Below are 21,993 nucleotides of genomic sequence, written 5' to 3' on the forward strand. Positions count from 1 at the left end.
TGACTTAGGCGATAACGGCGTGGCCGTTTTTGATGACGAGGTCGTCGCCGACGCTGGTCTCGTACGAGTAGGTGCCGGCGGCACCGTTCTTCCAGAAGCTGGTGGTGATGTCCTGGCCGGGCAGCACCGGCTTGGCGAACCGCACCGCGAGCTCCTTGAGCCGCTCGGTGCGCGAGTCGGCGAGCTCGGTCAGGGCCGCCCATGACGTAAATGCCATGGTGCACAACCCATGCGCGATGATGCCCGGCAGTCCGGCCGCCACCGCGGCATCGTTGTCGAGGTGGATCGGCATCGGATCGCCCGATGCCGGGCTGTACCGGAACGTCTGGTCGTCATCGACATGCTGCACCAGGGAGGCCGCCGGCCCGTTGGCCTTGATCGCCTCATCCAGCACAACGTTCGGACCGAGAACACCACGCGTCTCACCCACGTCGTACTTGCGGAAGAAGAACGTCACGTACTGCTCGTTGACCAGATCACCCGAGGCATCGCGTGTTTCGGCATACACCGTGCCGCGGGTGCCGTTCTCCATGCCCTCGTAGCCGGTCATCTTCGACTTGGCGACCAACGTGTCACCGGGCTTGATGGGCCGGTGGAACCTGAAGAACTGCTCGCCGTGCACGACGCGCGGAATCAGCTGGTAGGGGACAACACTCATCGTGGTTCCGACCAGAGACTGGAATATGGGCACCACCGCGAAAACCGGCGGCGCCACCTCTCCCTTCCGATGCTCCTCGATCGGGTCATTGGTGGCCTCGGCGTAAGCGATCAGGCGATCCTTGTCGACCTCGATGGTCTCCTCGGCACCCCACTGATCAAGGCCGTCGTTGTTAAACGGATACTTGTTGTCAGCCATTACTTCCCAGCCCCTTTCAGCGGTTGGCCGGGCGGTATGCGGTGACCACGCAGGCGCCACCGAGGCCGAGGTTGTGCTGCAACGCCACCTGCGCGCCGTCCACCTGACGCTTGTCGGCATCGCCGCGCAGCTGCCAGGTGAGCTCGGCGCACTGCGCCAGGCCGGTAGCACCGAGTGGGTGCCCCTTAGAGATCAGGCCACCCGACGGGTTGACCACCCAGCGGCCACCGTAGGTGGTGTCGCCGTTGTCAATCAGCTTTCCGCCCTCACCCTCGGCGCACAGCCCCAGCGCCTCATAGGTGATCAGCTCGTTGGCCGAGAAGCAGTCATGCAGTTCGATGACATCCACATCATCGGCCGAAATCTGCGCCTGCTCATACACTTTCTGCGCCGCGAGCTTGGCCATGTCGAATCCGACGAGCGTGATCGCCGACTTGGACTCCAGGGTCCCCGGGGTGTCAGTGGTCATCGCCTGGCCGACAATCTCGACGGCACGGTCACCGAGCCCGTTCTCCTCGACGAACCGCTCCGAGGCCAGGATGGCCGCACCCGATCCATCGGAGGTCGGTGAGCACTGCAGCTTGGTCAGCGGTGCGTAGATCTCCTTGGCGTCCAAGATGTCCTGCAGTGTGTATTCCTCTTGGAACTGCGCATAGGGGTTGTTCACCGAATGCTTGTGGTTCTTGTAGCCGATCTTGGCGAAGTGCTCGGCGGTGGTGCCGTACTTCTGCATGTGCTCACGACCGGCGGCACCGAACATCCAGGGCGCGGGCGGGAAGGCGAAATCGAACAACCCGGCGAGTGCTTCGATGTGCCGCTGCATCGGCTGCTCACGGTCGGTGAAGGTCGCACCCAGCGAACCGGGCTGCATCTTCTCGAATCCGAGCGCCAGCGTGACATCGGCGAGTCCGCCGCGGATGGCCTGCGCCGCATTGAACAGGGCGGTCGATCCGGTCGAACAGTTGTTGTTCACGTTGGTGACCGGGATGCCGGTCATGCCAAGCTCGTAGACCGCACGCTGGCCGGAGGTGGACTCGCCGGCGCAGTACCCGACATAGGCGGCTTCCACCTTGTCGTAGTCAATACCGGCGTCCGTCAGCGCATTGGTGCCGGACTCCTTGGCCATGGCCGGGTAATCCCAACCCTCACGTCGTCCGGGTTTCTCGAATTTCGTCATCCCGACGCCGATGACAAATACCTTTTCGGGGGCCTTAGGGGGCATCGTTCCAAGCTCCTTTTGCGCGCACTTCGATGGGGGCGCCGTCAACGTAACATACGTTCTATCCTGAATGTAAGGGTCCAGTACAGATGTATTGCCAGGCCATAGAACGGCCGGTTCATCGAACGAAGTACTTGGTGAACATGCGCCAAACTTGCCCGGAATACCCGGGACACTTACCTACAGTGCAGTTTGTTTCTGCGCATTGGGTGATGGCGCGCGAAGCCGCAGCTCCAGCATCTGCTTGGCCCGGGACCAGCGACGATCGCGGGTTTCCTGAGAAGCGGTCAGGCTGCTGACGAGGACGCCGCGGATGATGTCCATGGCGAGCAGTCCAAAGTCGCGGCGGTCTTTGGGCGAGGTCGGATCCTCGTCGTCGAGCACGTGAAGCGCCGACAGATTGTGCAGCACCATCTTTTCGAACTGGTCCAGGTGTACGCGTAGATCTGGCTCGGTGCGCGCCGCGATGAGCAGCTCCACCATCGCGATGAACAGCGGCCCCTGGTGAATCCGCCAGAGCATGTCGAGGTACCGCTCGACCGGGTCGGCGGACTGATCCATGGACATCAGCTCTTCGAGCACCGCCTGGGTGCGCTTGAACGCGAGATGACGCACCGATTCGGCCATCAGTTCCGACTTGGACTGGAAGTGGTGGATCAGCGCACCGCGCGTGGCGCCAGCGCGGCTCGCGATGCGCGAGGTGGTGGTGCCGGAATACCCGAACTCGACAAGACAGTCGATAGTCGCCTCAAGCAACCGGGACCGCATGGCTGCCGAACGTTCCTCCTGGGTGCGTCTCGGCGTGGGCATGCCCACATTGCACCACAGTCAGTCGAGACGAAGCGCGGCTATCGGCCGCTGATCTGATGGAAAATCTGCGCGGCCTGCGCCTCGTACTTCGCGTATGCGTCGGGGAAAGCCGACCGCTGAACCGCCTGTGCGGCTTGGGCAACGCTCATGTCCTGCCAGCCCGAAACCTTCACCAACTGGTCGTAGAACTTACCCGCCGACCTCGACGGATCCATCAAATCGGCTGTAGCGCCCCAGCTTTGACGCTGCTGAAATGGCCCTACCGAGTCGTGGTCATGTCCCACACCGTCATTGGCCAGCATCATCGAATCGGGCACCGAGGAGTTGGCGAGGCTGCGCAGGCCGGACTCGGTAAGTGCGGTCGCCAACGCAATCTGAATCGCCTCGGGCGAAAGCCCACGACGTAGACCTTCCTCGATGATCTTCCGGGCGACGTCCATCTGACCGGCGTCGAGATTCATAAAGACCGACGGACCCGACGGGCGCAGTGACGGAGCACCCGTGTTGGAGTAGCTCCCGTCGGGCACACTGTGGCCCCCGCTACCACCGCCGTGGCCTCCACCACTGCCGCCGCCGAAACCGCCGCCTCCACTGCCGCCACCAAACCCGCTGCTACCGGCCCTCATTGAGCCACTCGCCGCACCGCCACTGCTGGCCGGCATGAACGCTGCGGGCTGGGTGCTCGCCGCGTTGTGCTCAGCGTCCACTGTCTCCGATGCCTTACGCAGATCGTTCGACGAGGCGCGATCGGCCTCTTCCAGTGACTTCAGCGCCTGGCGAATCGCGTCGGTCAGTCGCCGGGCCTCGGCCTGCAGATCCCTATTGCCCTCGGGAGCGGTGACGGTGCCGTCGTCGGCAACCTGCAGGCCCTTCGCGTTGGCCTCGTCTACCAGCGCCATCACCTTGTCACGCGCCGCGGTGAGGGCCGAGTGCCCGCCGCGGACGGCCTCGGCGACATTGCCGATGGCATACGAAAGCCGGTTGGTCGAAGACTGCTCGCTCGATGCCTGGTCGTAGGCGGACTTGAAGGACTTGCCCTTCCAGAACGACTCTGCCGAGTCCAGATCGCGGACCACCCCGTCGATGGATAGGTCCAGGTTCTTGCTGGCATCCTCGATGGCCTTGGCGGCCGCGTCGAGGTTGCCGACGTTCCACCCCCGCAGCTGCGAAATCGTCGGTCTCACAGGTTGACCTCCGCAACCCTGGACACCTGGCGACGGTTGACGGCGTCCTGGCCCGTCAACGCGCCCGAGCTGCTCTGCACAAAGTTCGAAATGCTCTCGATGCGATCGGACGCGCCGCCCCCGGCACGCTTGAGTGCCGCACTGACCGCGCGCAGCACCTCCGCGAACTCGGTACCGGCGACCGAGTTGGCCGCCGCCTCGAAATCGACGTCAGGAAACGCATCCTTCGCACGTCCTGCCACGCGACTGGCCAGCCGTGACATCTCGGCACCGTTGGCCTTCATGATGTCGCTCATAGTTACCTCCCCAAGGAACCGGTCCTGCGCGCACGTGACGGCGCGGTTCGTCGCCAGATTGTGCCTCTGATCAGATACGACGGGCTTGGTGCTGATTTGGTTCCATGTTTTTCAACCTTTTTTCGCCGAATCGTCCTGCACGCCGTGCGGGCAAACCGCCAGGTCCGAGGCCCCGGTTGAGGAACAATACGACCCATGGGCGACGAGGTCGCACGCACCCAGTTCACCGGTGAGCACCGCCGGGCCTACCGCACCAAGGTGCAGAACTGTCTGGACGTGTTCGAGACCATGCTGTCGGAGTCCAGATTCGACTTCGAGCGACCGCTGACCGGCATGGAGATCGAATTCAACCTGGTAGACGGCGACTACCAGCCGGCGATGACGAATACCGAAGTGCTCGCCTCGATCGCCGATCCGGCTTTTCAGACAGAACTGGGCGCCTACAACATCGAGTTGAATGTGCCGCCCCGCGCGCTTCCGGGGTCGGCCGCCCTCGAACTCGAGCGCGATGTACGGGCCAGCCTCAATGCCGCGGAGCAGCGTGCCGGTGAGCGAGGCGCGCACATCGTGATGATCGGCATCCTGCCGACGGTGATGCCCGAACACCTGAACGGCGCGTGGATGAGTCCGTCCTCCCGGTACCGGGCGTTGAACGACGCCGTGTTCACCGCCCGCGGCGAGGACATGCAGATCGATATTGCCGGTGCCGAGCGCCTCAGCGTCAGGTCGCCCTCGATCGCCCCGGAATCGGCGTGCACCAGCATGCAGCTGCACTTGCAGGTGGCACCCGATGACTTCGCCGCCAACTGGAATGCCGCCCAGCTGCTGGCCGGTCCGCAGCTGGCGCTGGCCGCCAACTCACCCTTCTTCTTCGGCAAGTCCTTGTGGGCGGAGACGCGCATCGAGCTCTTCACGCAGTCCACCGATACCCGCCCGCAGGAACTCAAGGTGCAAGGGGTGCGGCCACGGGTGTGGTTCGGCGAGCGCTGGATCACCTCGATCTTCGACCTGTTCGAAGAGAACGTCCTCTACTTCCCATCGCTGCTACCGGAGATCTCCGACGAGGACCCCGTGGCCGAGCTCGCTGCCGGGAGGGCGCCACGGCTTCAGGAACTGCGGTTGCACAACGGCACCATCTACCGCTGGAACCGGCCGATCTACGACGTCGTCAACGGCACCCCGCATCTGCGCGTGGAGAATCGGGTGTTGCCCGCCGGGCCGACGGTCATCGACGTGATGGCCAACGCCGCGTTCTACTACGGTGCGCTGCGAGCGCTGTCCGAGGATGACCGCCCGGTGTGGACCAAGATGACTTTCGCTGCAGCCCATGACAATTTCCTCGAAGGTGCGCGGCGTGGCGCGGAGGCCCGGATGTACTGGCCCGGCGTCGGTGAGATCACCGCCGATGAATTGACGCTGCGACACCTGCTGCCCATGGCCCATGAGGGGTTGCAACGCTGGGGTGTGGCCACCGAGGTACGCGAACGCTATCTCGGTGTCATCGAGGCGCGTGCGACATCGGGCATCAACGGCGCGGCCTGGCAGACACACACAGTCGGCGCGCTGCAGGAGCGCGGGTTGACGCGCAAGGCGGCGCTCAGCGAGATGCTCCGGATGTATTGCGAGCACATGCATTCCAACGAGCCCGTGCACACCTGGAAGCTGATCTGAACGTGGCGTGCCGCATCACATCACGGTGCATATCGGCGCCGGTGTCGCCGCAATTCGGTCCAGCACCCGCAGGTTCTCCACCACATCGCGGCTCTCTCGTGCGGCGATTGCTTTGACAAACGCGGCGATTGGCGCAGGCGGGCTGTAGGCCAGCGCTCCTTGCTGTGCGACTTGCAGATCACGCGCCAGAATTACGCCTGGATCGAGAATATCCGGCATAGCGGCTAGCACTACGGCGAATCGCCATGCGCTATCACGAAACACTTTGACCGCCTCGTTGATCACTGCGATCTGCTGTTCCTGGAGCACCGCGTACAAGTCGGCCAGCACCGGAGAGAGCTCGTTGATGTCTGCTACCACACCGTTTACCTGACTGGCCAGTACCGCGTTGAGCCGATTGAAATCCTCACGTAACGACGGCAATTGCGTGCCGCCCGCGACACCCTGGGCGACGATTCCAAGATCGAGGCCGATATGTGCATTGACCCCAGCGAGCATGTGCTGCACCAGGATCGGCTGCTCCAGGTGAGCCGCCTCGAATGTCACCTGCCACGAGTGCGCTGGTTTTCCGTACTGGCCTGGGTAGAAGTAGCGATTCAGCGCAGCGAAATAGCGCCCGGCAAACTCCACATCAAACCGTTCCATCCGTGCGCCATCCTGGAACACGTGTTGCTCAATCGCGATGCCGACAGCGAGGGTTATCCGCTTGTAGAGCGCCGCGAAGTACCCGAGGCTGCTAGCCGCCTCCATGGACCACGCGATGATGGAGTCGATCGCCGCGACGACTTCGTCGATCGTGGTGCAGATGGGGAGGGGACTCAGAGGGGACGCATAATCGGGCACGGCTTTGCCTTTCGGGACAGGATGGTGCGATGTTGGATGAGCGACATGCACATAGCGCTATCTGGTTCCCCCGCCTGAGCTATCTGAGGAGATAGAGCCCGACAGTCCCGGCGTCGTTGGCCGCATAGACTGCCTCACCGGCGCCACAGCCCGACTGATTGGCTGCCTCGACCGCTGCGGGTGCGTCCGCGCAATTACCCATCCACTGCCAGTTACTCATGAGAAGTCCTTGCCTGTTCGATAGCTTCGCCCGCACTGCGCGGACGCCACCAACCATGGCATCGACCCACCGACCCCAGCACGAGTAGCGGGCTACCTACATTTCGGGGCTCTACCCAATCGCTGCTCCGGACAGCCCGGCTGTCGTTAAGCGAGAGCACAAAGCCGTGCGTCGTAGTCTGCGTCGGATCTGGCCCGAATCCCTGTGCCTGGCATGCGGTCAGCTGGTCTCGCACGCCGCACTGCATGGGGAGACCGATTCTTCGACCAATTTCATCCCTGAGGGAAGCGGCTTGTAGGCATCTGGACTAAATGTTCGGGTGGGGCCGCCGGGCCCGGAGCTTAGAAGAGCCGGCACCCCTCCGGAGACAGCACAAACCCATGTCGGTCACCATTGGTGGGGTTTTGTTCGGTGACGCACGCGGTCATGTGTGCGTCCACCACACAGGTAGCCGACGACGGGTCATAAATTCGTCCGCCTACAGGCAACGGTTTGTAGTCGCCAGGCTCGAAGGTCTTTTCGACCTCACGCCCGTCCGACCAGACCGAGTACTTATCGAACGTGGCAAGGTCGCGCGTCTCGAAACGAGCCTCCTGAAAATCGGACACGAGGACCACGTTCTCGGTGGTTCCGGGTAGGTTGCCCCAGCATTGCCCAAACTTGTCCGGGTATGCCTTGGCCACGTGGTAAATCCGGCAGCGGTACCCCGCAGGGGAGGTGAACTGATAGCCCTGTGACGTCCCGAGAAAGTCCAGGCCCACCCCGTAGTCCTTAAGTTCCACGGCTGCAAAGGAACTAACGTCGGGGAATTCCGGTTCGGCGTGTGCCGCGGGCGTAGCGGACGCGGCGACCAGAATAATGATCGGTATCACTACCCGCCAAGACCTCGTCATGTCCGGAGGGCCTTGGCCACCAATTCCAGCTCCTCGTCGGTGCCGTCGATATGCGCGCTGATCCGCAGCACCGGCGTGGTCATCTCGAACGGCGCGCGCACCGTCTCGGCAGCGGTCGTCACGATCGAGTGTTCCGCGATGAGGCGCGCCCGCACGGCCACGACGTCGATATCCCCGACGGGCTCCAGTGTCGTAATGGCGCTGGGCTCGTCCACGGATTCCACCACCCGCCAATCCGTGAGATCCCCCAGGATCTTTCGTGCCGATCGTCCCCGCTCGGCCAAGGCGCTCTGAACCTCGGCGGGACCGGCCGCCAGATGCTGCCCCACGGCGACCGACAGACCCACCCAGCCCGCCACATGCGCTTCCACATGGCCGGCCCACTGCGGAATCAGATGTGCAAGATCCGGATTGACGGCAAGCACGCCCACCCCGCGCGGCCCGGCCAACCACTTGCGTGACGGTGCGTACATGGCGTCGGCACCGTAGGTGCAGTCGACATGGCCAAGGGCCTGCGCGGCATCGACCACGACGGGCACCCCGGCCGCTCGCGCGCATGCGACCACCTCCGCACCGGGTTGCACGGTGCCACGGTGGCTGCCGACGACCGTGAAATGCACCAGGTCCACCTTCTCGCGGCGTAGAAACGCCTCGATCCCGTCGACATCGGCGCGGCCATCCCCGTCAACCGGCAGCCACACCGGCGTAAATCCGAAGTGGTTCATGATCATCAGATTCGGGCCGAATTCTCCTGGCAGACAGGCAACAACCCGTCCGGCATCGACCGGCCACGACTGCAGGAGCGTACGCAGAGCATCGGCGGCGCCCGTGGTGAACTGAACCTGCGCCTCGGGCATGCCCGTCAACTTCCGCACCGCGGCACGCCCGGCGTCGAGCACCGGTGTCGCAGCCTCCTGCGCCACGTAGCCGCCGATCTGCGCCTCATGTTCGGCATGCTGAGCCACCGCACGAATGGTCTCGATGCTCTGCCGCGAGCAGGCTGCCGAGTCCACGTGCACGCCGAGAACCGGCGGCCTGCCCTGCCTCCACTGCTCACCCAGGCTCACCGCTTCACTGCCAGCGATAGTCCGAAATCATGGGAATCGTCAGTCCACCAATGCGTCTGATCCAGACCCGCAGCGGCCAACTCGCGCGCGACGCCCTCCTTCCGGAACTTGCAGGACACCTCCGTCAGCATCATCTCGCCCGCCCCGAATTCGACGGCGAGATCCAGGGCCTCGATTCTCACCCGCTGATCACACACCGACCGCAGCCACATCTCCATGCGCTCCTCGTCGCCGTTCCACAGAGCGACGTGTTCGAAATCCTCGAGAGAGAAATCCGCGTCAAGTTCACGATTGATCACTGCCAGCACATTGCGGTTGAAGGCTGCGGTCACTCCGGCGCTGTCATCGTAGGCCCGCACCAGACGCTCGGTATCCTTGACCAGATCTGTTCCTAACAGCAGCATTTCACCGGAATCGAGTGCACCCGCGACATCAGCCAGGAATCGCGCCCGCGGTTCGGTGGTCAGATTCCCGATGGTGGAGCCCAGGAAGGCAACCAACCGCCGCCCTTCCCGCGGGATCCGCGAAAGATCCCTCTCAAAGTCTCCACACACCGCGCGGACCCGCATCCCCGGGTACTCATCGACGAGCGCATCTCCCGCCGCACGTAGCACACCGGAGTCCACATCGAAGGGGATGAAGGTACTGGGAGCCAACGCATCCAGCAGCATCCGGGTCTTCTCGGAGGTCCCGCTGCCGAGCTCTACCAGGGTGTCGGCGCCGGACACCTCAGCGATACTGCCAGCATGGGCGCGGAGCAGGCCCGCCTCGGTCCGCGTCGGATAGTACTCCGGCAGCCGAGTGATCTCATCGAACAGATCGCTGCCCACCTCGTCGTAAAACCATTTCGGGGGAAGCGATTTCGCGTCTGCGGTGAGGCCTCGCCGGACATCGCGCCGTAGTGCTTCTGCTGCCGCTCCAGAGGCTAAGTGATTCTCCAGGGTCATGGTCATAATGGCACCACCTCCACCTTCCCATCGCGTACCCGCACCACTTGCCGGTCCGGGATGTCGACCCAAGACGGGTCGTCGTCGTACGGTTCACTCGCCACCACCACACCGTCGGCAGCCGCCAAGATCGACAGGGTGTCGCCCCACGTCGTGGCGATCAACTCATTTCCGTTGGCCGCCAGAATGTTCAGTCGAGCCCCAGGATCTGCGGCCCCAACGCGACGCACCGTCTCCCCCAGGTTCTCGGGCCCCGCGGCGAAGACGCGTGCCGCCAGCACCGCACTGTCCACCACCGATTCAGCGCCAAAGACTTCACCCACCGCAGCGCGATCGACGATCCCGTTGTGCGACAACAGCCAGGTTCCGTCCGTGAATGGCGCGGCCGCGGACTCGTCGATGGGCATTCCGGCACTGGCGGAACGGACCGCCGCCACCACGCATCGGCTGCGTAGCACCGGGGCCACCGAGGAGAAGGACGCATCGCCCCACAGGGGCCGTGCACCGCGCCACCTGTGGGGCGCACCATCGGCGAAGAATCCGGCGCCCCAGCCGTCGGCGTTTACCAGACCATGCTTTTGACGCCGCGGCGAATATGACTGCACGAGAAGGCCATGCGGCGGTTCGAGTATCAGCGACGCAAGGCTGCGCGGCTCGCCCAGCCAGCCCAGATGACGGCACATGCTAGACGTCCCAGGCCAGACGAACGCCGCTGAATATTTGCCGCCGGATGGGATGATCCCAGTTCCGGAAGCTGGGCCGCATGATCGACGGTGCCACTGCCCACGAACCTCCGCGAAGCACCCGATAGTCGCCGGCCCCCGAACCTTCGAAGAAGGGCTCGCTGTACTGCTGATAGATCATCGGCGTGAAACCGGGCCACGGCCGCAGCGGGGATGTCGTCCACTCCCATACATCGCCGAGCATCTGCTCAGCACCGTAGGCCGATGCCGACTCGGGATACGCCCCGACCGGGGCCGGCCCCAGCGCACCCCCGCCGAGATTGGCCCGGTTTCGGCTCGGCGGATCTTCGCCCCACGGAAAACGCCGTCGCGCAGAAGCTTCCGGATCCCAGACGCAGGCCTTTTCCCATTCGGCTTCGGTGGGCAATCGTGCTCCCACCCAGGCTGCGTAGGCCTGTGCTTCGTGAAAGCTGACATGCTGCACCGGCTCGTCGGGCACGATCTCCACCTCACGACCGAACCGCGTGAGGGTTCCGCCCGAGTTCCAGAACTTGGGCACCGTGAGGTCTTCCGCACATCGGTATGCCCACCCAGCCTCGGTCCAGAATTCCTGGCGCCGGTATCCACCGTCGGCGATAAATGCCGACCACTCGGCGTTGGTCACCGGAACCCGGCCTATCCGGAAGCTCTTGAGATCCACCACATGCGCGGGCCGTTCGTTGTCGAGCGAGAACGGCTCGTCGCTCGCATCGACGCCCAGCACAAATGGGCCCGCCGGCACGAGCACCGAGGTTCCCGCCACCCCGGGACGTCCCGGCGGCAACGGGTCAACACGCTCCAGCAATGCGGCACCACGGCGAATCGACAAGGCCTGCAACATGGTTTCGTCATGTTGATGCTCATGGCTGAGCACCATGGAGTAGATGAATTCGTCCGACCGCGCGGAACCATCGGAGGGCAACGTCTCGAGCCGGTCCAAAACCCGGCCCCGCACCTCGTGACAGAAGGACCGCGCCTGGGCCGGTGAGAGCAGTGGCAACTGCACCCTGCTGGCTCGGGGGTGCTGGAAGGCGTCGTAGAGGGACTCGATGTCACCGGGCAGCATCCCCGGCCTACGCGGATCTCCACCCCGCAGCAGCCACAACTCTTCTTGCTGGCCGATATGGGCGAGGTCCCACACCAAAGGACTCATCAACGGGTCGTACTGACGATGCAGCTCCGCATCATCGTGGTCAGTGATCGTCAACGTGCGCACACGGGCCGCTTCAAGATCCCGCGCTAAATCCTCCCGGATCATCGCGCCGCCCCGGAGAAGGCCCGCTCCACCCCGTACTCGGTGACATTGTCCATGAAGTCGTCTGCTGGACAACGACCTTCCTCGACACGCTCAAGCAGGAACGCCATATCCGCGGCCAACTCGGCCGGCGCCACCGCACATGCCGCCGACACCAGCCGGCGCCCGGCCGCGTGCAGGGCGGGATCCGCCAGGCCGTCCCGCGCCGCTGCCTCCCAGGCGTCGCCAACCGGTTCAACCGTCTCCGCGGCGATATCGGCGACCCGCGGATAGTCCAGCGCCGCGACCGCTGTGAAGGCCAGCGCGGGCCACCACCAGTCCGGTGCGGCATCCAGGTATCGCAGCTCCAGCCAGCGGCGTGGCCGCACCGGCGGAAAGAGAGTGGTCAGATGATAGTCGAGGTCTTCGGTGGTGGGAGCGCGCCCTGCGAGGCGCACGCTCCCGTCGACCCAGGATTGGAACGGCACATGGGTAACAACCGCTTCGGCGCCGTCCTTGTTTCGCACCAACATGACGGGTGCCCGCAGCGCGTACCGGACCCAGGAATCGGTCGGGTCGGGGCCAATCTCAACCGGGGCGCACCGCCGCGGATCCAGGTTGTCCCAGATCCACTGCCTGGTGTTTCGCCGCCCCGTGCGGCGCCCCGCAAGCATGGGCGAGGCCGCCGAAAGCGCCACCATTGTCGGGCCGATCCGTTGTGCCAACGCGAACCTGTCTCGCCACTGACCTGATGTCCCGGATTGCAGATTGACCTGCAATGACGCGGTACAGGTCATCATCTGCAGCGCGGCCTCGCTGAAACCAGCGGCACCGAAATGACTGGCCATCGCGGCGTATCGCGCAGCGGGATTGACGCGCTCGGGGGTCCGCAACGGGTCGGTGCCCAGGCTGGCGAGCGCCACCCCCGCGTCGCGATATGTCGAGGTCAAGATCGCGTGATCGGCCCGCATCAACGAGATCGCGGACAATACATCGGCACGCGGGGGACCGGAGAGCTCGACGGCCCCACCCGGTTCAAACGTGATTGTGCTGGACCCGGGCAGATCGGGAACCGAGTCCGCGATCTCATGCAACCGATTCCAGCTGACCCTGCGGTGCGGGGCAGCCAGCTCGACGCTATGCGACTCCAGCTCCAGCCCGACCGTTCCAACGTGTGCGTCGACGAAGGCCTGCCGAGCGATGTGCTCGGCAGCCTCGTCCGCGTTCGACAGTGTCTCCACTGTCGAAGTGGTGGCCATCTCTCCAATGTTCCATAGGCCACCGACAAGTGGCCTACTTCGGCTGAAGCCTGGCCCCGCCGTCGATGCGAATCGTCTCGGCGTTCATGTAGCTGTTGGTGACGAGCTCGAGGGCCAGCGACGCGAATTCTTCGGGGTTACCCAGGCGCTGCGGGTACAGCACGTTCGGCGCCAGGCGGTCCTTGAACTGTTGCGCGGACTCGCCCTCACCGTAGATCGGGGTGTCGATCAGACCCGGTGCGATGGTGTTCACGCGGATGCCGACGACCGACAGATCGCGCGCGATCGGAAGAGTCATGCCGACGATGCCGCCCTTGGAGGCCGAGTAGGCGGCCTGCCCGATCTGGCCGTCGAAGGCCGCAACGGATGCGGTGTTGACGATGGCACCGCGCTCACCGAACTCGTCGACAGGCTCTTCCTGGCTGATCGCGGTGGCTGCGAGACGGATCAGATTGAACGAGCCGATGAGGTTGATGCCGATGACCTTGGAGAAGATGTCCAGCGAGTGCGCCGAGGCGTACTGGCCGTCCTTGCCGATGGTGCGACCGGGCCAGCCCACGCCCGCGCAGTTGATGAGCACGCGCACCGGGCCGAGCTCCTTGGCCGCGTCGACGGCGGCGATGCCGTCGGCCTCGCTGGTGACATCGGTGTGCACGAAAGCGCCACCGAGTTCCTTGGCCAGAGCCTCACCCTTTTCGTCCTGGACGTCGGCGATGACGACCTTGGCGCCCTGTGCGGCGAGCAGGCGAGCAGTTGCGGCGCCGAGACCCGAGGCACCACCCGTGACGATTGCAGACACACCATTGATATCCATGAGCCGCACCATAACCGATCGGTTGGTTGGGAGGTCCAGGCCCCATAGGCTTTGTATCCGTGACCGATGACCGACTCGCCATCCAGGATCTTGTCGCCCGGTATGCCCGTGCCGCCGACAGCCGTGATCTCGAGGAACTCGTGGCGCTGTTCTCTGCAGAGGCCGAGTTGGTGCGCCCGCCGGCCCTGCTGCGCAAGGGCGATGTGGCCGTCCTGTGCGGTCGGCAGGCCATCGCGGATTCGATTGTCGCCGCTCTCAAACCGCTGCACGCGACGTATCACCTGCTCGGGCAGCAGACGGCGACCGTCAACGGCGATACCGCGACGGGCGAGGTGTACTGCATGGCCCACCACATCTATGTGCGCGGGACGGACGGAAACCGCGACGCGTTTCACGACAATGTGATGGCCGTGCGCTATCTCGACACTTACGAGCGCGGACCCGCAGGCTGGGTCTTCTCCCGCCGCGAGCCGGTCGTGGTGTTCAGTGAGGACCGGCCAGTTCGAGTCGGCTAGCGCACTCAGCCATCTCGTCGAGCACTGCCTCCAGGGTGGTGGCGCGCCGCGAGGCCGAGAGCAACATGCGCCCCGCCCCGATCTGTTGAGCCTGGTCCAGCGCCGCCTGATCCACGCGATGCAGACCATGGCCGAGCACGAGATCGATCTCCGCGGGATCTCGGCCCCTGTCAGCTGCCTCCGCGCGCATGACGGCCACCGCGGCCGACAGGTCCTCACCGACCAGACCCAGCGGCTGAAAACCGTCGCCCAGTCGCCCCGCTCTGCGCGCCGCGGCCTTGCTGTGCCCGCCGATATACAGCGGGACACCCTGCGGCTGTACCGGTTTGGGATACGAATAGGCGTCCTTGAATCGATAGAACTCGCCATCGTATGCCGCGGGACCGTCCGTGGACCACAGCGCACGCATGACCACGATGGCCTCATCGGTGGCTCGGCCCCGACGATCGAAATCGCCGCCGCACGCCTCGATCTCCTCGCGCATCCACCCCACGCCCAGGCATATTCGCAGCCGCCCCCGGCTCAGCCGGTCGAGAGTGGCCAGGCGCTTGGCCAGCACCACGGGGTGGTGGTCCGGTAGCACCAGCACCCCGGTGGACAGCCCCAGGGTTGTGGTGGCGCCCGCGATGAAGGACAGCAGCTCAAGCGGGTCGGGGATATCGACGTCATCGGGCAGGTGCGACTGCCCGGTCGGCGAATAGGGATAGGTGCTCTGCGTATTTCCGATGACGACGGCATGCTCCACCACGGAGATCTCGCTGAATCCCAGGCGTTCCGCGGCACGCGCGAATTCGAGGATCTTGTCTGGTTCTGCGGTAATCCCGAGCTCCACGGGAGCGACAACACCGATCTTCACAGTCATCCAATCTGCTTCACGCAAGCGCTCATCGGCACCTAATCTTCTTCACGCAAGCGCTCATCAGTGTCTAATACGTGGGATGAGCCTGATCACCGACCTCCGCGCAACGTCGCGTCTGGGCCTGATGGTGGCCGTCACCGCCGCAGCGGTTGGCGTTATCTACGGATACGACTCCTCCAACATCGCGGGAGCGCTGCTGTTCCTCACCGATGACCTACACCTGTCCACCCACGACCAACAGGTGGCCGCCACCGCGGTGGTGATCGGCGAGATCGTCGGCGCACTCATCGGTGGGCCACTGTCCAACCGGATTGGCCGGAAGCGGTCAATGGTCTTGGTGGCCGCAACGTTTGGAATCTTCTCCCTGTTGTCCGCGCTGGCCATCGACCTGACAACGCTGGTCGCGGCCAGAACCCTACTTGGGGTGACGGTGGGAATCTCGGTGGTGGTGGTGCCGGTGTTCGTCGCCGAGTCCTCCCCCACCAAGATCCGCGGCTCCATGCTGGTGCTCTACCAACTGGCCTGCGTAACGGGCATCATCGCCGGGTACCTCATTGCCTGGGCGTTGTCGTCCACCGGCAGCTGGCGACTGATGCTGGGCCTGGCGGCCATCCCGGCCGCGCTGGTGCTGATCGCCTTGCGCAAGCTCCCCGACACCGCCCGCTGGTACATGATGCGTGGTGACCGTGCACGTGCGCGTGAGATCCTGGTCGCGGTGGATCCGGATATCGATATCGACCACGAGCTCGACGAGATCACTGAGGCGTTGCGGGCCGAGGGCGGCGGTTCGGTGCTGGCGCGGTTACGAGAGATGATCACTCCGCCCTATAACAGGGCAACGTTTTTCGTTGTCGGCCTTGGCTTTTTCATCCAGATCACCGGCATCAACGCTGTCGTCTACTACGGGCCTCGCATCTTCGAGGCGATGGGCATGTCGGGATACTTCGCCAAACTCGGGCTCCCGGCACTCGTTCAGGTGGCCGCACTACTGGCAGTGTTCGTATCCATGTCGACCATCGACCGGATGGGCCGCCGGCCCATCCTCATGATCGGTATCACCATCATGATCATTGCCGACGCGCTGCTGGTCGGTGTATTCGCAGTCGGCGGATCCTCGTTCGGAGGCGTGCTGACCGTCCTCGGGTTCCTCGGCATCGTGCTCATCGCGGTGGGCTTCACCTTCGGATTCGGCTCGCTGGTATGGGTGTACGCGGGCGAGAGCTTCCCGGCACGGCTGCGCTCCTATGGCGCTAGCGCCATGCTGACATCGGATCTCGTGGCGAACGCCATTGTGTCCATGTACTTCCTGACGTTGTTGACCGCGCTCGGCGGCGTGGTGGCGTTCGGCGTATTCGGCGCTCTCGCATTGGCGGCCCTCGTGTTCGTCTATCTGTTGGCCCCGGAGACCAAGGGCCGCGACCTCGAAGAGATCCGGCACTTCTGGGAAAGCGGGGGCAAGTGGCCCGAGACATAGCAGGCGGCGTGATAGTCGGAATCGACATCGGCGGATCTAAGACCCGCGCGCTGGCCGTCTCGGGTGGCAAGGTGATCGGCGAGGCGCTGGCCGGGAGTGCGAACCTGCAGTCGGTGACCGAAGAACAGGCGAAAACCGTATTCGCCGAAATCTTTTCCCAGCTGAACTACGGCGACATCTCCCGCGTGAGCGCCGGATCGGCCGGTGTGGATACCGAGGAGGGTGCGCAAACCCTGATTCGGCTGCTGCGACCGCACGCACCCCACGCCGACATCACCGCGGTGCACGACACACAGCTGATCCTCGCCGCGGGCGGTCTGACGGCAGGTATCGCGGTGATATCCGGTACCGGGTCAGTGGCGTGGGGAAAACGCGCCGACGGCACCGCGGCGCGGGTAGGGGGTTGGGGATACCTCCTCGGGGACGAGGGCAGCGGCTACGGCGTGTCGAGATCTGCTGTGCGGCACGCGCTCTCCCTGTCAGACAGAGGCGACCCGCCAGATGCGCTGTCGCGGAGGTTCGCCTCTGAGTGTGGCGTGACCGAGCCCGCTCAGCTACTCGACCATTTCTATGCCCACTCCGAACGGCGCTATTGGGCCAAGATGGCGGGGCTGGTTTTCGACCTCGCAGCGGCCGGTGACGAGGCCGCCAAGGTGATCACCAGACAAACAGCCGTCGACTTGGCCGCGTTGATCGAGGGTGTCTGCATACGATTGGGCCCTGGACTGCCCGTGGTGCTCGGCGGGGGCCTGCTGGTCAACCAGCCGGGCTTGGTCGCCGATATCATCGAACGCACACGGACCACCGGCGTTTCGGATATTGCTGTGCTGCAACGTGAACCGGTATTTGGAGCATTGGCCCTAGCCGGGGCCGATGTCGACGGATTGGAGAAGGCATGACCGCGGGGACGCATATGGCTGACGAGATCCGCCAACAGCCAGCCGTGTGGGGGCGGCTGCTCTCTGACGGCCGGGCCGCGATTGCGGAGGTGGCAGCGAAGATCGTCGAGTACCGGCCCCGCTTCGTGCTCTTCGTCGCGCGGGGGACCAGTGACCATGCGGCGCTGTATGGCAAATACCTCACCGAGATCATCCTGCAAGTCCCCGCGGGACTGGCCTCGCCGTCGACCATGACCACCTACGGTGCGCGCCCCGACCTTTCGGGTGTGCTGGTGATCGGGGTCAGCCAATCGGGCGGTTCCCCCGACCTGGTGCAGACGCTGTCGGTGGCACGCGAGCAGGGCGCGCTGACCGTGGCCGTGACCAACGCCCCGACATCCGCACTGGCGACCGCCGCCGAATACCACGTAGACGTGTTGGCCGGACCCGAACTCGCCGTTGCCGCCACCAAGTCGTACACCGCGCAACTGCTGGCACTGTATCTACTGCTCACCGATATTGCGGGCCGCGACAATACGGCAGTCAACCTGCTCCCCGAACGCGGCGAGGAGATCCTGCACAGCGCCGTCGTGCAGCAGCTGGCCACCCGCTACCGCTTCGCGTCACGCTTGGTCACCACCGGTCGCGGCTACTCATACCCGACGGCGCGTGAGGCCGCCCTCAAGCTGATGGAAACGAGTTATCTTTCTGCTCAGGCCTTCTCAGGAGCCGATCTGTTGCACGGCCCACTGGCGATGATCGACCCACAGGTACCGGTGATCGCGATCGTGCCCGACGGAGTCGGGGGACGTGCCATGAATGAGGTGCTGCACCGGCTGGCCGGACGCGGGGCGGACGTGTGCTGTGTGGGGTCGGCGGACGCTGTGGCGGCCACCGGTTTGGGCGTGACGCTGGAGCCGACGCTCGAGGAACTTTCGCCCATGTTGGCCATTCTCCCGCTGCAGCTACTCGCGATGCAGTTGGCGATCGGACGCGGCGAAAATCCAGATGTACCCAGAGGTTTATCCAAGGTGACCGAAACGCTGTGAAGCGACAGTGACCATGCCCGGGTTTTTTGATATGCACGTGCACGGCGGAGGCGGCGCGTCATTCGGAGACGACCCTGAGGCCAATCGTGTTGCCGCAGAATGGCATCAGTCTCATGGAACTGTCGGCATGCTGGCCAGCCTGGTGACCCTGGCGCCCGATGAGTTGCTTGGCGCCGTGCGTGTGCTTGCCGGGATGGCGGGTGCGGATGGCATCGCCGGGATTCACCTCGAAGGCCCCTGGCTGTCACCACGGTATGCCGGTGCTCATGATCCACGCCTGCTGCGCACACCGAATCTCGCCGAGCTGGAGCGGCTACTGGACGCCGGGGCCGGGCACATTCGGATGGTCACCATCGCGCCCGAACTTCCGGGCGCCATCCCGGCCATCGAGTTACTCGTCGCGCGAGGCGTGGTGGCCGCGGTGGGACACACCGATGCTACGTATGAGCAGACATTGCAAGCCATTTCGTCTGGCGCGACGGTCGCCACTCATCTCTTCAACGCCATGCGCCCGATCCACCACCGCGAACCCGGCCCCATCCCGGCGCTCCTGGAAAGCCCAGGGGTGACCATCGAGCTGATCGCCGACGGTGTCCACGTCCACCCCGCGATCTACCGAATGGTGCTGGCCACGGTGGGCCCCGACCGGATCGCTCTTGTCACCGATGCGATGTGTGCGGCCGGAATGCCGGACGGCGCTTATCACTTGGGCCAATTGCCGGTCACCGTCGCCCGCGGCGAGGCGCGGCTGCCGGATGGCACCATCGCGGGGAGCACCGCGAACATGGCCGACCTGTACCGGTTCGCGGTGACCCAGGCCGGTTCTGCGGTGGCCACCCTGCAGACATCGGTCAATCCCCGGCGTGCGGTGTGTGTTCAGGCGGCGTCGTAGCGCGGTCCGATGATCTTCGCGATCCCCAGCAGCCGTTGGTAACTTTCCGGGCCCGCCGAGCATCCGCGTAGATCGGTCGCGGTGTTGCGAACCCTGGCCAGCACACGCGAGCAGGACATGCGTGCTCCGTCGTTCGTAATCATCACGTAGGAACCAACTACCGCGTCATCGTCTCGGTGCAACGAGCCGATCACGTACCTCCATTGCGCGGAGTCGTGCACGGTGTGCTTCGCACACCTCAACCACATGTCCATCTCACTGGAGGCGAAGTTACGTGCCTCGGCATCCGTGGGGAAAACAGCGATGCGTTGTGCAACCTGCACGTTCCACGGTGAGCTGTCCTGCAAGTACTGCTCGTGCGCGGCCATGTACGGACCGCGGTCGTAGGTGGCCACTGACGGGCCGACTACGCTGCCGCAGTCCGGTCTGTCCGTCGTGAGGTCGGAGAGGGCGGTGCGCCGATCGACGACCGGAAAAGCTGCTCCCATAACAGAGGACGCCTCTTCCGGTGTCACCATCAGATCGTCGATCGCGGCGGGCGGTATCGGCGCGCCCTGCTCGGCGGAAGCGGGCGCCGCGAATGCCAGTGCGAGCACCATCAGCACGACCGTCATCGCCGACATTCTCATGACTCAGACCTCCCACACTCGCGGGCCGACAATTTTCATCAATTCGAAGGCGCGCTCACCACCACTCTTGGAAACCGTTGAGCAGGTGCGAATGTCAATGGCGACATTGCGTTCTCCGAGAAGCACGTGCTGGCATGCGGCATACGCGGCATCGTTCCTTCCGTAGACGACGGCCAGAACGTTGTCGACCTGTGTGACGCCCCGGATGTCCACCGTCGCCGTCAGAGTGGTGCCATCGATCGACTGCTCGGAGACGTTGATCGTCTGCTGTTCGCACTTGCGCCAGCGGTCGGCTTCACTCCGCGCGAAGTCTCGGGCCTCCTCATCCGTGCTGAACACCGCCACACTTTGATCGACCAAGGTGAACCAGCCCGGGTGATCCCACAGCGCTTGGGAGTGTGCCGCCACATAGGAGGACCGGTCGTAGCTCGACACAGAAGCCAACACAACGCTTCCGCAATCCGGCCGATCGGTGTCCGATGCGAAGGTCGCACTCTGCCGGTGAATGTTGGGGAGACCGACGCCCATCACCCGTTCCGCCTCGTGCTGCGTGAACATGAGTCGATCGATGGACGCGGGCGGCACGTGTGGTGAAGGTTCGGCGAGGGCGACGGCCGGGTGCACGGCGCCCAGTGCCACCGTCAGCGCCCCCACCACCGATCGCATGCGTTCCCCTCACCTAGGCCTCGGTTGTTCTGTATTGAACTCTAGGGCGCCAGCCGGCGCAGCTCCTTGGTCAGCTCGGCCGCATCCGGCGGTTGCGCCCCGGGCCGGGTACAGGTGATCGCCGCGGCCACCGCCGCGCGCCGCAACGCCTCAGGCAGATCGAGTCGACGCTGATAGAACCCGTCGAGGAAGACGCCGGTGTACGTGTCACCGGCGCCGACAGTGTCGACGACGGCGACCTCGTGGGCAGGGACGTGCAGTGGCGACGGTTCACCCCGCTGGAAGGCCAACGACCCCGCCGATCCACAGGTGACCACTGCGATCTCGAGGCGCGGGTGCTCGTCGAACCAGCGGCCAACCACGCCCTCGACCGACGCGCCCGGGTACAGGAATTCAAGATCTTCGGTGCTGGCCCGCGCCACCTCCGCAATGGACAACCAGGGGGCAATGCGCGCGACGTACGTCTCTCGGTCGGTGACGAGCGTGGGGCGCACGTTCACGTCGAAGGTGAGCGGAATGGCCGCATAGTGCCGCATGATCCACGCGCGTAACTCGTCGCGCTCACGCCAGAGCACGCTGGCGATCGACCCCGCCCAGATGGCCACCGGAACGCGCACCGGATCGGGAAGTGACGAGGGCCCAACATCATTGGCGGTTCCCTGCCAGTAGAACTGATACTGGGCCGCTCCGTGTTGGTCGACGTCGGCGACGGCCAATGTCGTCGGAACGTCATGGCGCATGACCAACGATTCATCGACACCTACCTCGGTCAGATTCTGTACGCACTGACGCCCGAACGCATCGCCGGACACATGGGTGAGAAGCGCGGTCCGAACACCCATCTTCGCGGCGGTAATCGCGGTGTTGTACGGGCCGCCTCCGGGCACCGGGCGCCACAATCCGCCAGCCGCCGGAACCAGATCAACGAGTGTCTCGCCGCAGACGATGAGGCCGTCTCTGTCGGGCACGTTCCCAACGCTACCTGGGACCGGTTTT

At 64.6% G+C, this 21,993-nt stretch carries 24 protein-coding genes; 6 read left to right on the forward strand and 18 right to left on the reverse strand.

The window, feature by feature from the left end; genetic code table 11:
- Positions 1 to 4 precede the first annotated feature (4 nt).
- The 5 genes from B4400_RS11150 to B4400_RS11170 all read right to left on the reverse strand — a co-directional run bounded on the left by B4400_RS11150 (position 5) and on the right by B4400_RS11170 (position 4,365).
- Entirely contained in the window at positions 5 to 856 is an 852-nt protein-coding gene (locus B4400_RS11150) for a MaoC/PaaZ C-terminal domain-containing protein (RefSeq protein ID WP_078311613.1), read from the reverse strand.
- 16 nt (positions 857 to 872) lie between these two features.
- Positions 873 to 2,078, reverse strand: coding sequence for a lipid-transfer protein (locus B4400_RS11155; RefSeq protein WP_078311614.1), 1,206 nt, complete (start codon positions 2,076 to 2,078; stop codon positions 873 to 875).
- A gap of 177 nt (positions 2,079 to 2,255) precedes the next feature.
- Positions 2,256 to 2,885 (reverse strand): TetR/AcrR family transcriptional regulator, encoded by a 630-nt coding sequence (locus tag B4400_RS11160; RefSeq protein WP_078311677.1) that lies wholly within the window; start codon positions 2,883 to 2,885, stop codon positions 2,256 to 2,258.
- A gap of 38 nt (positions 2,886 to 2,923) precedes the next feature.
- The gene (locus B4400_RS11165; protein WP_078311615.1) at positions 2,924 to 4,069 is read right to left on the reverse strand and encodes a hypothetical protein; all 1,146 of its coding nucleotides are present in this window, start codon (positions 4,067 to 4,069) and stop codon (positions 2,924 to 2,926) included.
- A complete protein-coding gene (locus B4400_RS11170; RefSeq protein ID WP_078311616.1) occupies positions 4,066 to 4,365 on the reverse strand; it encodes a hypothetical protein in 300 nt (99 codons plus the stop codon). Before B4400_RS11170 ends, B4400_RS11165 begins: the two co-directional genes overlap by 4 nt.
- A gap of 195 nt (positions 4,366 to 4,560) precedes the next feature.
- Here B4400_RS11170 and B4400_RS11175 point away from each other — a divergent pair, with 195 nt between their 5' ends.
- Complete coding sequence (locus B4400_RS11175) at positions 4,561 to 6,036, forward strand: glutamate-cysteine ligase family protein (RefSeq protein ID WP_078311617.1); 1,476 nt, start codon at positions 4,561 to 4,563, stop codon at positions 6,034 to 6,036.
- Between the two features lie 15 nt (positions 6,037 to 6,051).
- Here the strand turns inward: B4400_RS11175 and B4400_RS11180 are convergent, their stop codons facing one another.
- The 9 genes from B4400_RS11180 to B4400_RS11215 form a co-directional block, all read right to left on the reverse strand.
- A complete protein-coding gene (locus tag B4400_RS11180) occupies positions 6,052 to 6,879 on the reverse strand; it encodes a DUF5995 family protein (RefSeq protein WP_078311618.1) in 828 nt (275 codons plus the stop codon).
- Positions 6,880 to 6,958: 79 nt separating this feature from the next.
- Complete coding sequence (locus B4400_RS24630; protein ID WP_170914979.1) at positions 6,959 to 7,099, reverse strand: hypothetical protein; 141 nt, start codon at positions 7,097 to 7,099, stop codon at positions 6,959 to 6,961.
- Between the two features lie 341 nt (positions 7,100 to 7,440).
- Complete coding sequence (locus B4400_RS11185) at positions 7,441 to 7,992, reverse strand: hypothetical protein (protein ID WP_078311619.1); 552 nt, start codon at positions 7,990 to 7,992, stop codon at positions 7,441 to 7,443.
- Positions 7,989 to 9,059, reverse strand: a complete 1,071-nt coding sequence (gene egtE, locus B4400_RS11190; RefSeq protein WP_078311620.1) for an ergothioneine biosynthesis PLP-dependent enzyme EgtE — start codon at positions 9,057 to 9,059, stop codon at positions 7,989 to 7,991. The genes B4400_RS11185 and egtE overlap by 4 nt, the downstream gene beginning before the upstream one ends.
- Positions 9,056 to 10,006 carry an L-histidine N(alpha)-methyltransferase gene (gene egtD / locus B4400_RS11195; RefSeq protein WP_170914992.1) on the reverse strand — a complete coding sequence of 317 codons (951 nt, stop codon included), beginning with the start codon at positions 10,004 to 10,006 and terminating at the stop codon, positions 9,056 to 9,058. Before egtD ends, egtE begins: the two co-directional genes overlap by 4 nt.
- 2 nt (positions 10,007 to 10,008) lie before the next feature.
- A complete protein-coding gene (gene egtC / locus B4400_RS11200) occupies positions 10,009 to 10,689 on the reverse strand; it encodes an ergothioneine biosynthesis protein EgtC (protein ID WP_078311622.1) in 681 nt (226 codons plus the stop codon).
- Between the two features lies 1 nt (position 10,690).
- Positions 10,691 to 11,986 carry an ergothioneine biosynthesis protein EgtB gene (gene egtB / locus B4400_RS11205; protein WP_078311623.1) on the reverse strand — a complete coding sequence of 432 codons (1,296 nt, stop codon included), beginning with the start codon at positions 11,984 to 11,986 and terminating at the stop codon, positions 10,691 to 10,693.
- A complete protein-coding gene (gene egtA / locus B4400_RS11210) occupies positions 11,983 to 13,221 on the reverse strand; it encodes an ergothioneine biosynthesis glutamate--cysteine ligase EgtA (RefSeq protein ID WP_078311624.1) in 1,239 nt (412 codons plus the stop codon). Before egtA ends, egtB begins: the two co-directional genes overlap by 4 nt.
- Before the next feature lie 34 nt (positions 13,222 to 13,255).
- On the reverse strand, positions 13,256 to 14,035 hold the full coding sequence (locus B4400_RS11215; RefSeq protein WP_005063198.1) for an SDR family NAD(P)-dependent oxidoreductase: 780 nt from the start codon (positions 14,033 to 14,035) through the stop codon (positions 13,256 to 13,258).
- A 59-nt stretch (positions 14,036 to 14,094) separates the two neighbouring features.
- On the opposite strand from B4400_RS11215, the gene B4400_RS11220 reads away from it, so the two are divergent.
- Positions 14,095 to 14,550 (forward strand): nuclear transport factor 2 family protein, encoded by a 456-nt coding sequence (locus tag B4400_RS11220; protein WP_078311625.1) that lies wholly within the window; start codon positions 14,095 to 14,097, stop codon positions 14,548 to 14,550.
- Here the strand turns inward: B4400_RS11220 and B4400_RS11225 are convergent.
- Positions 14,519 to 15,406, reverse strand: a complete 888-nt coding sequence (locus tag B4400_RS11225) for an LLM class F420-dependent oxidoreductase (protein WP_078311678.1) — start codon at positions 15,404 to 15,406, stop codon at positions 14,519 to 14,521. The genes B4400_RS11220 and B4400_RS11225 overlap by 32 nt on opposite strands.
- An 82-nt stretch (positions 15,407 to 15,488) precedes the next feature.
- Here B4400_RS11225 and B4400_RS11230 point away from each other — a divergent pair, with 82 nt between their 5' ends.
- From B4400_RS11230 to nagA, 4 genes are read left to right on the forward strand one after another with little or no spacing between them, the layout of a single operon-like run.
- Entirely contained in the window at positions 15,489 to 16,883 is a 1,395-nt protein-coding gene (locus B4400_RS11230; protein ID WP_078311626.1) for a sugar porter family MFS transporter, read from the forward strand.
- A complete protein-coding gene (locus B4400_RS11235) occupies positions 16,868 to 17,782 on the forward strand; it encodes an N-acetylglucosamine kinase (protein WP_078311627.1) in 915 nt (304 codons plus the stop codon). The genes B4400_RS11230 and B4400_RS11235 overlap by 16 nt, the downstream gene beginning before the upstream one ends.
- Positions 17,783 to 17,796: 14 nt before the next feature.
- Positions 17,797 to 18,810 carry an SIS domain-containing protein gene (locus B4400_RS11240; protein ID WP_078311679.1) on the forward strand — a complete coding sequence of 338 codons (1,014 nt, stop codon included), beginning with the start codon at positions 17,797 to 17,799 and terminating at the stop codon, positions 18,808 to 18,810.
- Positions 18,811 to 18,817: 7 nt separating this feature from the next.
- Complete coding sequence (gene nagA / locus B4400_RS11245; RefSeq protein WP_286151354.1) at positions 18,818 to 19,702, forward strand: N-acetylglucosamine-6-phosphate deacetylase; 885 nt, start codon at positions 18,818 to 18,820, stop codon at positions 19,700 to 19,702.
- Here nagA and B4400_RS11250 read toward each other — a convergent pair.
- From B4400_RS11250 to B4400_RS11260, 3 genes are read right to left on the reverse strand one after another with little or no spacing between them, the layout of a single operon-like run.
- Positions 19,687 to 20,316, reverse strand: a complete 630-nt coding sequence (locus B4400_RS11250) for a sensor domain-containing protein (RefSeq protein WP_139360339.1) — start codon at positions 20,314 to 20,316, stop codon at positions 19,687 to 19,689. The two genes, nagA and B4400_RS11250, sit on opposite strands and share 16 nt — an antisense overlap.
- An 18-nt stretch (positions 20,317 to 20,334) precedes the next feature.
- Positions 20,335 to 20,997 carry a sensor domain-containing protein gene (locus B4400_RS11255; RefSeq protein ID WP_078311628.1) on the reverse strand — a complete coding sequence of 221 codons (663 nt, stop codon included), beginning with the start codon at positions 20,995 to 20,997 and terminating at the stop codon, positions 20,335 to 20,337.
- A 41-nt stretch (positions 20,998 to 21,038) separates the two neighbouring features.
- Positions 21,039 to 21,965 (reverse strand): PfkB family carbohydrate kinase, encoded by a 927-nt coding sequence (locus B4400_RS11260; protein WP_078311629.1) that lies wholly within the window; start codon positions 21,963 to 21,965, stop codon positions 21,039 to 21,041.
- Positions 21,966 to 21,993: the final 28 nt, after the last annotated feature.

Source organism: Mycobacterium sp. D16Q13 (genome assembly GCF_002013375.1).
Classification (GTDB): Bacteria; Actinomycetota; Actinomycetes; order Mycobacteriales; family Mycobacteriaceae; genus Mycobacterium.

Coding starts and splice junctions, on each gene's coding strand:
- B4400_RS11160 (WP_078311677.1), bottom strand. CDS start 2,885: ATGCCCACGCCGAGACGCACCCAGGAGGAACGTTCGGCAGCCATGCGG.
- egtC (WP_078311622.1), bottom strand. CDS start 10,689: ATGTGCCGTCATCTGGGCTGGCTGGGCGAGCCGCGCAGCCTTGCGTCG.
- B4400_RS11255 (WP_078311628.1), bottom strand. CDS start 20,997: ATGCGATCGGTGGTGGGGGCGCTGACGGTGGCACTGGGCGCCGTGCAC.
- B4400_RS24630 (WP_170914979.1), bottom strand. CDS start 7,099: ATGAGTAACTGGCAGTGGATGGGTAATTGCGCGGACGCACCCGCAGCG.
- B4400_RS11150 (WP_078311613.1), bottom strand. CDS start 856: ATGGCTGACAACAAGTATCCGTTTAACAACGACGGCCTTGATCAGTGG.
- B4400_RS11215 (WP_005063198.1), bottom strand. CDS start 14,035: ATGGATATCAATGGTGTGTCTGCAATCGTCACGGGTGGTGCCTCGGGT.
- B4400_RS11175 (WP_078311617.1), top strand. CDS start 4,561: ATGGGCGACGAGGTCGCACGCACCCAGTTCACCGGTGAGCACCGCCGG.
- B4400_RS11250 (WP_139360339.1), bottom strand. CDS start 20,316: ATGACGGTCGTGCTGATGGTGCTCGCACTGGCATTCGCGGCGCCCGCT.
- B4400_RS11240 (WP_078311679.1), top strand. CDS start 17,797: ATGGCTGACGAGATCCGCCAACAGCCAGCCGTGTGGGGGCGGCTGCTC.
- egtD (WP_170914992.1), bottom strand. CDS start 10,006: ATGACCCTGGAGAATCACTTAGCCTCTGGAGCGGCAGCAGAAGCACTA.
- B4400_RS11155 (WP_078311614.1), bottom strand. CDS start 2,078: ATGCCCCCTAAGGCCCCCGAAAAGGTATTTGTCATCGGCGTCGGGATG.
- egtB (WP_078311623.1), bottom strand. CDS start 11,986: ATGATCCGGGAGGATTTAGCGCGGGATCTTGAAGCGGCCCGTGTGCGC.
- B4400_RS11170 (WP_078311616.1), bottom strand. CDS start 4,365: ATGAGCGACATCATGAAGGCCAACGGTGCCGAGATGTCACGGCTGGCC.
- egtA (WP_078311624.1), bottom strand. CDS start 13,221: ATGGCCACCACTTCGACAGTGGAGACACTGTCGAACGCGGACGAGGCT.
- B4400_RS11230 (WP_078311626.1), top strand. CDS start 15,489: ATGAGCCTGATCACCGACCTCCGCGCAACGTCGCGTCTGGGCCTGATG.
- B4400_RS11185 (WP_078311619.1), bottom strand. CDS start 7,992: ATGACGAGGTCTTGGCGGGTAGTGATACCGATCATTATTCTGGTCGCC.